Source organism: Owenweeksia hongkongensis DSM 17368 (assembly GCF_000236705.1).
GTDB lineage: Bacteria > Bacteroidota > Bacteroidia > Flavobacteriales > Schleiferiaceae > Owenweeksia > Owenweeksia hongkongensis.
Map to the genome: position 1 here is coordinate 3289638 of NC_016599.1, position 11339 is coordinate 3300976.

At 39.8% G+C, this 11339-nt stretch carries 7 protein-coding genes; 2 read left to right on the plus strand and 5 right to left on the minus strand.

Annotated features, from left to right (window positions below):
- Positions 1 to 62: 62 nt before the first annotated feature.
- From OWEHO_RS14455 to OWEHO_RS18030, 4 genes are all read right to left on the minus strand, one after another.
- Entirely contained in the window at positions 63 to 4703 is a 4641-nt protein-coding gene (locus tag OWEHO_RS14455) for a PKD domain-containing protein (RefSeq protein ID WP_014203233.1), read from the minus strand.
- 288 nt (positions 4704 to 4991) lie between these two features.
- The gene (locus OWEHO_RS14460; RefSeq protein WP_014203234.1) at positions 4992 to 5726 is read right to left on the minus strand and encodes a hypothetical protein; all 735 of its coding nucleotides are present in this window, start codon (positions 5724 to 5726) and stop codon (positions 4992 to 4994) included.
- Positions 5727 to 5797: 71 nt separating this feature from the next.
- A complete protein-coding gene (locus tag OWEHO_RS18025) occupies positions 5798 to 6565 on the minus strand; it encodes a DUF3667 domain-containing protein (RefSeq protein WP_014203235.1) in 768 nt (255 codons plus the stop codon).
- 161 nt (positions 6566 to 6726) lie between these two features.
- Positions 6727 to 7518 carry a dioxygenase family protein gene (locus OWEHO_RS18030; RefSeq protein ID WP_014203236.1) on the minus strand — a complete coding sequence of 264 codons (792 nt, stop codon included), beginning with the start codon at positions 7516 to 7518 and terminating at the stop codon, positions 6727 to 6729.
- Between the two features lie 489 nt (positions 7519 to 8007).
- On the opposite strand from OWEHO_RS18030, the gene OWEHO_RS14475 reads away from it, so the two are divergent.
- The gene (locus tag OWEHO_RS14475; protein WP_014203237.1) at positions 8008 to 9174 is read left to right on the plus strand and encodes an IS110 family RNA-guided transposase; all 1167 of its coding nucleotides are present in this window, start codon (positions 8008 to 8010) and stop codon (positions 9172 to 9174) included.
- 67 nt (positions 9175 to 9241) lie between these two features.
- Here OWEHO_RS14475 and OWEHO_RS14480 read toward each other — a convergent pair whose 3' ends face one another.
- Positions 9242 to 9667 carry a hypothetical protein gene (locus tag OWEHO_RS14480; RefSeq protein WP_014203238.1) on the minus strand — a complete coding sequence of 142 codons (426 nt, stop codon included), beginning with the start codon at positions 9665 to 9667 and terminating at the stop codon, positions 9242 to 9244.
- Positions 9668 to 9882: 215 nt separating this feature from the next.
- Between OWEHO_RS14480 and OWEHO_RS14485 the strand changes: the two genes are divergently transcribed.
- On the plus strand, positions 9883 to 11253 hold the full coding sequence (locus OWEHO_RS14485; protein ID WP_041627649.1) for a deoxyguanosinetriphosphate triphosphohydrolase: 1371 nt from the start codon (positions 9883 to 9885) through the stop codon (positions 11251 to 11253).
- Positions 11254 to 11339: the final 86 nt, after the last annotated feature.

An 11339-nucleotide genomic window follows, 5' to 3' on the forward strand; every position in this document is an offset into this window, starting at 1 on the left:
AAAAAGGGCCTGTGAAAAAAATCACAAGCCCTCATTGTTGATAATAAACTAGTTAAAATTTATCAGTTCTGAAGAATAACCTTAACTGAATAAGTTCCCTCATTTGTAGAAATCATTACATGGTATACTCCATTACTTAAGTGTTCCAAGTCAAGGTTAACATTGGTTTGCCCTGCATATACCGCTGGAGTAAGCACAACTTGACCAAGTGTGTTTACCACGTTAATGCTTAGGTTGCTGAAGTTTGGGTTTAAACCATCTACTGTTAATTGCCCTGAGGACGGATTAGGGAAAACATTAAGGTTTCCAAAAGCAAGTTCATCCATGCCTATACCTTGTACCGTTACCACTGTTGTTGCTGAATCTACCCCGCAAGCATTTGCGGCAACGCATACTACGGTATAAGTTCCATTAGCAGTATAGTCATGATTTGCGTTTGCACCGGTACCTGTATTTCCATCTCCAAAGTCCCAGTCAATTGAAGTTGTTCCGGCCGCGCCAGAAGTCACATCAAAATCATAATTAACAAGTGACCCAGAGCTTACCATAGTTGCGCTAATTGCAATTTTTGGCAGACTGTCTGTGGTAAATGTAATCGGTCCCACCCAAGCAGAAGCTAGGCCATTTGTACAGGTATCCAATACATAGAAGTCATAGCTTACGCCTTCAGTTAATCCCGTAAGGTTATAAGGTGAAACAGCATTCAAAATGTTGGTTCCTGCAGAAGGTGTAAAACCTGAAACTCCCCACTGAATGGTGCTTGTTGCGCCCGCCTCAGAAACCCAACTTAAAGTTGCATCTGTACAAGTAACTGCGGCAGACAAAGCTGTTGGATCAGCACATGGAGTAAGTGTAGTAAATGTAAATGGTCCAACCCACGCACTTGAGTGCCCTGTTAAACAGCTGTCTCTCACATAGAAATCATAAGTTGTTCCGGCAGTTAGGCTAGAAAGAGCAAGAGTATCATTCAAAACACTCATTGGGGTTCCTGCTCCCATGGTAAACCCGGTAACACCGTACTCAATATCCCAGTTAGATGCGCCACCAGTTGTCCAGTAAATATCAGCATCGGTAGTGGTAATGTTTGTTGCACCCAAAGCTGTAGGAGTTACACAAGGAGCTAAAGTGCTAAAAGTAAATGGTCCAACCCATGCGCTTGAATGACCTACTAAACAGCTGTCTCTTACATAGAAATCATAGGTTGTTCCGGCAGTTAAGCTAGAAAGAGCTACGGTATCATTCAAAACACTCATTGCTGTTCCTGCTCCCATTGTAAACCCTGTAACACCGTACTCAATATCCCAGTTAGATGAACCACCCGTTGTCCAGTAAATATCAGCATCGGTGGTGGTGATGTTTGTTGCACCCAAAGCTGTAGGAGCTACACACGGAGCTAAAGTGCTAAAAGTAAATGGTCCAACCCATGCGCTTGAGTGACCTACTAAGCAGCTGTCTCTTACATAGAAATCATAAGTTGTTCCGGCAGTTAGGTTAGAAAGAGCAACGGTATCATTCAAAACATTCATTGCTGTTCCTGCTCCCATTGTAAACCCTGTAACACCGTACTCAATATCCCAGTTAGATGAACCACCCGTTGTCCAGTAAATATCAGCATCGGTGGTGGTGATGTTTGTTGCACCCAAAGCTGTAGGAGCTACACACGGAGCTAAAGTGCTAAAAGTAAATGGTCCAACCCATGCGCTTGAGTGACCTACTAAGCAGCTATCTCTTACATAGAAATCATAAGTTGTTCCAGCAGTCAGGCTAGAAAGTGCCACGGTATCATTCAAAACACTCATTGGAGTTCCCGCTCCCATTGTAAACCCTGTAACACCGTACTCTATATCCCAGTTAGATGCGCCACCGGTTGTCCAGTAAATATCAGCAGCGGTTGTGGTAATGTTTGTGGCACCCAAAGCTGTAGGAGTTACACAAGGAGCTAAGGTGCTAAATGTAAATGGCCCAACCCATGCGCTTGAATTACCAACTAAACAGCTGTCTCTTACATAGAAATCATAAGTGGTTCCAGCAGTTAAGCTTGAAAGTGCTACGGTATCATTCAAAACACTCATTGGTGTTCCTGCTCCCATGGTAAATCCGGTAACACCGTACTCTATATCCCAGTTAGATGCGCCACCGGTTGTCCAATACACATCAGCAGAAACAGCTGAGATATTATAAGCTCCTAAGGCTGTTGGTACTACACATGGGGGAGCTAAGGTGGTAAACGAAAATGCGGTAGCTCCAGCGCTTGGTGTGGCTGGGGTACAATTTGTTTTCACATAGTAATCATAGGTGGTGTGAGGCTGTAGGTTTGTCAAAACAATAAATGTGTCCGGAGCGGCTACATTTATAGTAGTTCCTGTGCCTGGTGTAAATCCACTAACGCCATACTCTATAGTAGTACTAAGTGATACAGAGCTTGCAACTGACCACCTGATTTCGGCAGAAGTGATTTGAATATTTAGTGCAATCTGATTGATTGGATCCAAACATATAGCGGCAACACTTTCATCAGCGCCAATATCCGGTGTGGTTGAGCTTCTTAATTCGCCATCAATATCAGTGATAATACCCACGGTAGGATCACCGGCTCCTTGAGCCAAAGTTCCTGTAATGTGCAAATCATCACTAGCTGCAAACACAGGGTCTCCGTAAAGTGAGTTTACGTTACGTGTCGGCTCGGCAGTTTGCCAGGTTGATAAAGTTGAATAGGTACTCGATCCAATGTCAAAAACGTCTGTGCCTGTGCTATAGTAAACATTGTAATCAACTACATCTGTAGCATCAAACCCGCTTTGGGCATACACAGCAGAGTTGCCATAAGAAACAAAAATGTTGTTTCGTAAATCAAGATTTATTTGATCTCTAATACGGGTCGCAGGTTTACCCTCAACAGTGTTGTGGAAAACATCGGTATTTTCAAAATCGTTCATGTAAAGACCATCATCAGCGGTACTTAAAATCATGTTGTTTACAATACGCGAATTTGAAGTAGTGCTCACTCCGTCATTTCCATCATTTAAGTAAAGACCGTAGTCTGAAACTTTGATGATGTTATCCTCTATTACATAATCGTTGATATCTTGTAGGTACAGTCCATCTGAGCCACTGCTTACATATGTTGTAATTGTGTTGCCGGTAAAAACAAAATCTTCCAATTCATCCACACGTACGGATGAATTAGAGGCTTTTCTGATGTTATTATTTGTGATAAAGTAATGGCGAGAAGGATTTCCTGTAGATCTTCCTTCAAAGTTCATGGTATAGTAACCACCGATAATAGTGTTGTTGTCTATAGTAACGTAGTCAATATCTGCACCTTCGCTTTGGTCATTGTCATAGCTGCTAGAAACAAGAATTGCGGAAATATCAGATACACCAGATGTAGAATCCATGACAACGATACAATTGGTAATGGTAACATGATCAGACTTATCCATCAGCAAAATACCCCAAGCTTCAGAACTTGCCTGGTTGGCGATATACATATTGTTTAAAGTAACATAAGGCGTGTTTTCTAAAATTATAGTGCCTTGCTCTCCGGTGCCATCCCAAATTAAAGAATCGCTACCCGAGCCATTAAACGTAATGGTATTAGTGCTTGAAATGCCCACTATATCTTTCAGGTGAAGTTGATCTGTATAGGTGCCTGAAGCAATATTTATAGTAACCGGACCGGTAATTCCACAATTATGGATATGGCTTTCAAAGTCAGAGAATGACTGGAAATTGGTTCCCGCTGTAGGCATACTTCCATCAATGGTAAAGACCCCATTTAGCTGAAGCGCGCAAGGCGTAGAAAATGATACTGGCCCTATAAAAAAGCTACTGTTTGTAGCACAACTATCTTTTACATACACATCATAATCTGTACTTGCCAGCAAATTGGTAAGAGCTGCAGAAGTTGAAGAAACGTACATTGTGGTTCCGCTGCCAAGGGTAAAACCAGCAGGGCCATACTCTACAAACGAATTAGCTGCTCCTCCAGAAGTCCAGGAAACATCGGCACTCGTAGCGGTAATGTTAGAAACATTCAAGCCAGTAGGGTTGAAACAAGTTCCAGCCGGATAGGAAACGTCAAATCTTGTAGAAGGTCTGTTGTCGTCATATGAGGAAGAAGTAATAGCAATATTAGTTGGAGCTGCAGGAGCGGCCATACCCACTCCTTTGCCTACAGCACTTTCATAATACCACTCAATTCTACCATCGCTGGGGGCGCCATTTCTGGCAAAGTCAACAGAAAGCTCTAAACTACCTCCTGTATAAACAAAAGGTGACGATAGAGTCCACTCGTGCCAGGTATCAGCACCACTTGTAAAACTGTCCGTAACACTTGCGTACACCGTGGTATAAGTGCTGGAAGTTAAAGTGGCATAGGTCTGCTGTCCGCCAAAAGTGGTGGCGCTTGAGTTTTTCATTCGTATAGTTACAGCACATACGCCACCAGTAAGGGTGTTGGCCGTAGCCTTTTTGAAGGCTATTTTGTTGATTGCCGTACCTGATGGCAAAAGCAAATCGCTGGCTTCATAAATGTATCCATACATACTGTAGTTGTAGGATGAAGTGCTTGACGATCTGTAGATTGGTCCGTATTGGTGAAGAGAAGAACCTGCGGTATCTCCCACAAATACTTTGGATTGTGACCATGCCACCGAAGTGAGCATTGCCATGAAAATAAATAAGAGCGTAAGTTTTTTCATACTGTAAACTGGATTTTGTAATTGGTTTGCCTTAAGGGATATTCCTTAAGGTTAAAAAATGAGCTTACAAATTTTCATTTTACAGATTACAGAGACAATCGTGTATGTGAGGTAAATTTTTAGGGTGATTCCCTTAGTTGCATTTCAGTTTTCGAGTAAACACAATAGCTACAGCCGAAATTGAAAGCTTGGAAAAGTAGGGGAACACCCTAAATGACTTGGGGAAATGGGGAAAGCAAGTCTAGTATTTGAATTTCCCTCAGAGGGGAAGGAAGGAGTACAGATTTGTTACCCGTTTATTTCCTTTTGAATTTGATTTCTTACCTCATTTATGCTCTTCTCAATTTGTAAGTAGTATGTAAGAATGAAATCTCTGTTGTTTTGAATTTTCCAGAGATAAAGCAAAGACTTCTTTTTTTGGATATCATCCATATACAAAGGTAGCTCTATTCCGGAGGCTGCCCCTGTACTGTCAAAATTGAAATGGGGCGCCAAAATATTATTGAGTTCCTTAAAGTAGTTCTTCTGAAACTGCATTTCATGGTACTCTTCCTCCAGCTTTCGTAGTATGTTGTAATCGTACTCATAAAGCCCAATTATTTTTAGGCGAAGCGAATCATTTTCAACCAACTCAAGGCCTTTAGATTTTAAAGTTTCGTAGCCTGCCACATTTTGGATAGAGATAAAATCTCTGGTGAGGTAGTGATAGTGAAACATAACGGAGTCCGTATTTACTTCCTTACCCGTGAATACCTTTTTAAAATAGTTACACCCTGCAATCCCTAATTTGTGTCCGCCTACATTTAGTTTGATGTCTTCCAGGTCTTTTTCCAAACCATTATAGATTTCCGTAAGAATTTTGTTTTCTGAGTGAGCATCTCTGCGGTTTTCGTTCCAGTTATTCAGGGCAAAGGCAGAAATCACAGCAATGAAAATGGACAAAAACTCAAATCCATTTTTTCTCCAATTAAAGCGTAGAGGTTCGTTTTGCGGTTCTTGTGGCTGGGGGGTTGTTGATGTCATTTTATGAATATGTAAGTTGTAATGGTCTTCATTTTGGCAGTGGTTGTGCAGCTACCTATGGCTTTTATCATCTAGGGGGTGCTTAATGGAAAAAGTAGGGCAAGTATAAAGGGAATGATTAAAAATCGTATCAAGAAAAATATGGCTAAACCAAAGAGTATAAAAATCATTCTTTTTACTATGGGTACCGCTTTGTAGAAGGATGTGAGAGCATATATATAATACACCATAATAACGCTAACAACAAATAAAACTGGCGCGTAGGCATTGGTTAAAGCTTTTGGAATTCCTACAAGAAGTATGGTTATAAAAATAGAATTGGATATCAGATAAAAACTAAGGGTTAGTAATTCCGAGTAATTATAATTCAATTGTCTAAATAACCAATAAAACCCAATTGGAAAAACCAGTGCTTCCAATAAGTTGCCCAGCAGGGTCCATTCTGTGATTAATTTTAAATCCCATAATGACATGCTTCTATTTAATTCTTCTGGAAGAAATATAAACCCTTGAAAATCTTCAGAGCTTACGGCTTCTTGGGTGTTGGCCCAAAACTGTAAAAACCCTAGTATAGCTAGAGCAATTACTAAATAGCGCGTTGGGTTTGTGTATTTTTTTCGAGAGCCTTGGATGTATGACAAAGCAACTTCGCTCGGTTTTACAAACAGTTTCCAAAAAGTAAAAAAGAATCCCTTATGAATATTGAAGGTGTTGTCAAAGAATTCTTTAAAAATGGTAGTAAACTTCAAACGGTTATTGGCGCTAGCAGCTTGCCCACAGTTTGCACAATAGTTGCCTTCAAAACGTTTTTTACAATTTTTGCAAGTATTGTTTTTCATCAGTATTAAAATAAATAAACACAGCGGTCTTAGCTCTTAGTAGTTGCGAGGGTTGGAATTAAACTTTGCAAGTACACACCAAACTGAATATCCCCAATGATTTTTAGAAATAGGGAAGAATAAGCAATTACTTTTAGTCATAATCGACAACAGTATTTTTTTTAAGTCAGTTTAATTCCAATTTTTGCTGTTGCAAGAACTGTGTTGTCTGATTTCTTTTCTGGATTTAATATCAGTCCAGTTCCTTCTTTTACATTCGCTAAAGACTTGTCATTCCTAAAATCGTAAGGCGATTTTCCATATTGAGTATAAGGTTCCACAGAAGTAAATAATTCATTGTAAAAGTTTTCTTCGAAATACAATTCACTGGTTAAATGTTCCTTGTTATTTAAAATCACTTTGTAATGAATGTGAGGGACTCTTGGGTCATACCAACCTGGAACTATAGTGGTAAATTCTGCATTTCCATTTATATCAGTTTTTTGATAACCGCGCAGGTAGGTAGATTCGTTGCTTGGCTCAATATGTTGCTTTTTGCCAAACTCTAATTGCTTGGCAGACTCCCAAATATCATGACCTATTCCTTCTTTATATCCACTGTAGTTGCCATCAGCATCACATTGCCAAATTTCTATCACAGCATTTTCAATAGGGCTGCAGCTTGGGTAGTCAACTATTTGAAATTTAAGATTTAAAGTTTTCCCTCTTCTACTTTCACGTATATCCGTTCGAAAGGGGGATTTCAGGTAATATGGCCCTTCTGAAATGGGTGATGACAAAACACATATCTCATCATCAATATTGGGTGTTAAAGACATTTTTGGTTCGCCATCATTATCCTGGCGTACAATCCAAGTCAAAATTTCGCGCTTTCCTAGCCAGCCACTTAATCCGATAAGGCCAAGTGCCGATAAAGTTCCAATAATAAATTTTCTTCTTGTGGTTTTTGCCATGGTGGTGGTTTTTAGGTTGTGGTTAAAGGTTTGTGTATGGTGTGTATCCCAAAGGGGTGCAAGTCCCTGATGCGCTGGGGTCGGATAGCCCCAAGGGTGAAAAGAGCCTTGGGATGATGAATCAGGCGTTGTATACAGCTTGTCCCGTACTTGTTACGGGAAGACCCGCTTGGCCTGTCCTGAGCTTGACGAAGGGTACAGTGGTGTGAGAGGCGTACTCCGCTCCTATTTAGGGGCGGAGCCGTCTACTCATATCTTTGATATTCAACTAAGAAATTCTAAATCATGGTTTGTATTTTTAGTAATACAGTTTAGGAAGGAAAGGAATAAGCCGTCTACTAAACACACAGATGTTGTAATCGAGAAAGCCCTTTTCTTCCTTTCATCTTAAGCCAGAACAGTACCTAAAGGCTGGTTTTTAACTAGACCTTGTATCAGTTGTGAGTAAAGGCGATGGATGATTTTTTATTAACTTAAAATATTCGTTTCATGGAAGAGTGTACAAGATTATCGAGTCAAAATGTGGGTGTTGATGTTTCTAAAGATACTTTGGACGTTGTCTTTTCCACAATGGATTTAAAACGACAAGTTAAGGTGAAGGCATCAAGAAAGTTTTCTAACAAACTCCACGGTTTTAAGGATTTTATTAAATGGATTGATGACAAGAGTATTGAAGGTTTTGAACCTACGATTCTATTGGAAGCGACTGGGGTATATTATGAGCAGTTTGCATGGTTTCTTTATGAAAGGAAATACGCTGTATCTGTAATACTACCGACTAAGGCGAAAAGATACTTCCAAGCCATTGGTAATAAAAGCAAGAATGATAAAATTGATGCAACGGGGCTTTCTCGTATGGGACTAGAGCAAAGAATACCACTGTGGCAGCCCTTGTCAAAAGACTTTTATCGGTTGAGACTATTGACTCGCCAACTGGAGGATTTTAACGAGCAAAGGACTGTGATTTTGAATCAGCTTCATGCATTAAGCCATAGTGCCTACTCAGTAAAAGAAGTTGAAAAGAACTTCAAAAAGTTGCTTAAAGAACTCGATAAGGGGATAGTCAGTATAAATAAGTCGATTGAAAAACTCCTGATGGAGGATGCAAAGCTCAGACCCAAGGTTGAGAAAATAATTACCATACCAGGTGTTGGGGTTAGAACGATAGCCGTATTACTTGCAGAGACAAACGGTTTTGAAACTTTTGAAAATCAAGGGCAGTTGGTTAGCTATTCAGGATATGATATTGTTCATAACCAATCTGGAAAGTATTCGGGCAAGACAAAAATGTCTAAAAAGGGTAATGCTCATATTCGAAGAGCGATGCACTTACCTGCATTCGGGGTAGTGCGCTGTCAGGTTACTCCTTTAGCTGCTTTGTATAAGCGGTTGACTGAAAGAGGCAAAACAAAGATGCAAGCCTATGTAGCTGTGCAAAGAAAACTTTTAATACTAATCTGGGCGTTATGGAAAAAAGACCAAGCGTATGATCCAACTTACCATATTAAGAATATTTCCGATAATGAAGAGTCAAAGCTCCTTTTTTCGCTTGTCTCTAAAGGAGACACTAAAAAAATAGCTCTGGAAAGAACCAGAGCTACACTAGATGAACTTCCGTACAACGAATCGCCTGAAGTCCTCTTTTCGCTATTATAAATTTAATCAATAGATTTAAAAAATTACTTGCTTTTTAAGACAGTACCTCGATTGTGCATTGTTTTTTTTAATTTTTCTTCAAGTTAAATTTAGAGAACGTATAGCTTGAACTGTCATGTTTCCAAATACTCGAGTGTTGAGGAATAAATAAGAAATCTTCTAATACTACTATCTTATATCCATGTTCATCGCTGAAGTTGAGTTTGAAAACTTTGCCATCATCTATTCTATGTAATTCCGAATCATAAATCCATGGTAGAAAGGATTGTTTTGAAACTTCAGTGTATCGAGTTGGATTATTTAAATCAATAAAAAAAGTAGACCTATCTGGATCATTCGGATCAGAGTAATAAGGTTCGAATACCACATTTTTGACATCTTGAGGAAGATCAGAATATTTTACTGTCTCATTATTCAAATCTCTAACCTCAGTTGAGTTACAACTCCAAAGTAGAGTCGAGATTAAAAGAAATAATAAATATTTATCGTTCATCAAATGTCTGGTGTTTGAAATAACGCACAACTAGGTTATATAAGCACCTTCCGTTTGTAAGTGCTTATTAAGCATTTGTAAACGAAAGGTAAGTGTTTATCTACCGGCAATTTGGTCAAAATTCCTTAAACTAAAAAGTTAGGCTCTATGGATTGGTGTATTAGTCATGTCAGCTTGATGTACTTTCTTTGCGGCAAATTCTTCTGGCTATGCAAATGACCTGGCAAAACTGCTACACTTCTGATAGATTTGGAATGGAACCTGAAACGGAGCACATCCGTTCGGCTTTTGAGCGCGATTATGACCGTATTATATTTTCCTCAGCTTTTAGAAGATTGCAGAACAAGACTCAGGTTTTTCCTTTGCCCGAGCACGTGTTTGTGCACAATAGATTGACCCACTCTCTGGAAGTAGTAAGCGTTGGTCGTTCTTTGGGGATGATGGTGGGGCAAAAGTTGGCAGCCATGCCTGAAATAAAAGACCATGAGCAGTCAGTAGATTTTTATCAAAACCAATTGAAGAATGTAGTTTCCGCAGCCTGCCTGGCGCATGATTTAGGAAACCCGGCATTTGGTCATTCTGGCGAGGAGGCTATTTCCAAGTATTTTATTGATAATGGTTCGCGGGCAGATTTTAGGAATAAATTTAGCAACAGCGAATGGCAAGACTTGGTAACCTTTGAAGGAAACGCTAACGCTCTTCGCGTACTTACTCGCCAGTTTAAGGGAAGGCTAGAGGGCGGTTATCGTTTGACTTATCCCACATTGGCCAGCATACTTAAGTATCCATGTGAATCATTGGGCATTATAAAAAAAGGGCCAAAGCACAGAAGTAAGTACGGCTTTTTTCAGGATGATAAAGCCACATTTGAAGATATTGCGGCAAAGTTACATTTGCGTAAAGACGAGGATAATCCGCTATCTTATTATCGCCACCCCTTTGTATATTTGGTAGAAGCTGCCGATGATATTTGCTATAGCATCATTGATTTTGAAGATGCTCACCGTTTAGGGATTCTCAGTTTTGAGCAGGTGAAAGAAGCCTTTATGGGCTTGCTTGAAAAGAATCCTACGGAAAATATGGCGCGTGTGGCTTCCAATCTGGAGCATTTGGCCTTAGACCCAAATGAAGCTGTGGCTTACCTGCGCGCTAAGTCCATCAACTTTTTGGTACAAGAGTGTGTGGAGGTGTTTATGGCTAATGCCAATGAAATCTTAAAAGGTGAATTTAAAGGTTCATTGATTGACGGCATTAAAGGGCTTGAAGAGGTGCTGGCACACATCCAAAAGGTATCGGTTGAAAAAATATACAATCACGATAGTGTGGTAAAAATTGAGTTGGCCGGTTTTAGAATTATGTCTGGCCTTATTGAAGATTTGGTGGAAGCTGCGCTTTTGCCAAAAGGCGAAAGACAAAAGCGTCACAAAAAGCTTCTGAATTTGATGCCTTATCAAAATCAGTTTAATGAAGAGGATAGTGATTATGAAAAGGTAATGTGCATCCTCGATTATGTTTCGGCCATGACCGATAACTACGCCTTAAACCTCTATCGTAACCTTCGCGGAATTTCCGTTCCATCGATTTAGACAATTAAAGTATAGGTAAGAAGTATTTGTCAAGCACTTAGGCGGATATGGTTAAACAATAATTGCTCAGTATATCCCTATCTGGA

Bases quoted from the DNA above. Each gene is read 5' to 3' on its own strand.
- OWEHO_RS14455 (WP_014203233.1), bottom strand. From the start codon at position 4,703: ATGAAAAAACTTACGCTCTTATTTATTTTCATGGCAATGCTCACTTCG.
- OWEHO_RS14480 (WP_014203238.1), bottom strand. From the start codon at position 9,667: ATGAACGATAAATATTTATTATTTCTTTTAATCTCGACTCTACTTTGG.
- OWEHO_RS18030 (WP_014203236.1), bottom strand. From the start codon at position 7,518: ATGGCAAAAACCACAAGAAGAAAATTTATTATTGGAACTTTATCGGCA.
- OWEHO_RS14460 (WP_014203234.1), bottom strand. From the start codon at position 5,726: ATGACATCAACAACCCCCCAGCCACAAGAACCGCAAAACGAACCTCTA.
- OWEHO_RS18025 (WP_014203235.1), bottom strand. From the start codon at position 6,565: ATGAAAAACAATACTTGCAAAAATTGTAAAAAACGTTTTGAAGGCAAC.
- OWEHO_RS14475 (WP_014203237.1), top strand. From the start codon at position 8,008: ATGGAAGAGTGTACAAGATTATCGAGTCAAAATGTGGGTGTTGATGTT.
- OWEHO_RS14485 (WP_041627649.1), top strand. From the start codon at position 9,883: ATGACCTGGCAAAACTGCTACACTTCTGATAGATTTGGAATGGAACCT.